1 protein-coding gene is annotated in these 934 nt (G+C 61.2%); it reads right to left on the reverse strand.

Translation table 11 applies throughout. From position 1 onward, the window contains the following. Positions 1–30: 30 nt before the first annotated feature. Positions 31–855, reverse strand: a complete 825-nt coding sequence (locus tag ILT44_RS30520) for an IS5 family transposase (protein ID WP_204243358.1) — start codon at positions 853–855, stop codon at positions 31–33. Between the last annotated feature and the right edge of the window lie 79 nt (positions 856–934).

Below are 934 nucleotides of genomic sequence, written 5' to 3' on the forward strand. Positions count from 1 at the left end.
AGAGGCTGACTCAAAAAGACTTGTGGTCTTTCAGGGTCTTGCGAGCCGTCTTGTCAGCATCCGGATATGAGCGATGAAGACCCAGGCCACCGCACTTTCAATGGAGGCTTCGAAGTCCTTGGCCAGGCGGCGGCAGCGTCCAAGCCAACCGAAGGTTCGCTCCACGACCCAGCGGCGCTTGAGGACTGCAAAGCCTTTGGCCGCATCCGAGCGCTTGATGATCTCGATCGTCCAGTGCCCGAGAGCGGCGATGGCGTCGCGCAACTTGTCGCCCGCATAGCCACCATCGGCAAACACATGGCGCAACCAGGGATAAAGGGCGCGGATCGAGGTCAGCACCTCCACCGCACCATCACGATCCTGGATGTCGGCGGTGTGAACGCGCAGCCCGACGAGATGGCCCTGCGTGTCAGTGATGATGTGGCGCTTGCGTCCCTTGATCTTCTTGCCAGCATCAAAGCCGCGCGGGCCGCCACTTTCCGTTGTCTTCACCGATTGGCTGTCGATCACGCCGGCCAAAGGGCTCGCCTCGCGTCCGGCCCTCTCGCGCGAGGCGGCCACAAGAGCATGGTTGATCCGCTCAAAGGTGCCATCCCGTGACCATGCATAGAAGTAACCCTGCACAGTCGAATAGGGCGGAAACTCCTTTGGCAGCTGGCGCCATTGGCACCCGGTCGAGGCCAGATAGAGGACCGCCTCAACCACAGCTCGCAGGCACGTCATGCGCGGACGCCCGATCCGCCGGGCGGCGGGCATGAACGGCTCGATCAGGGCCCATTCGGCATCCGTGAGATTGCTTGCATAACGCAGTCCATCTCGCCGATACTGTCGGCGAGTGGCCTTGGTCCAAACCATCGTGACCTCCATCGAATCTTCGCAAATCCGACGGAATCACAGGGGCTTGAGGCCACTCAACCTTTTTCAGTCAGCCTCT

The sequence above is a fragment of the Microvirga arvi genome, from assembly GCF_016892765.1.
Classification (GTDB): domain Bacteria; phylum Pseudomonadota; class Alphaproteobacteria; order Rhizobiales; family Beijerinckiaceae; genus Microvirga; species Microvirga arvi.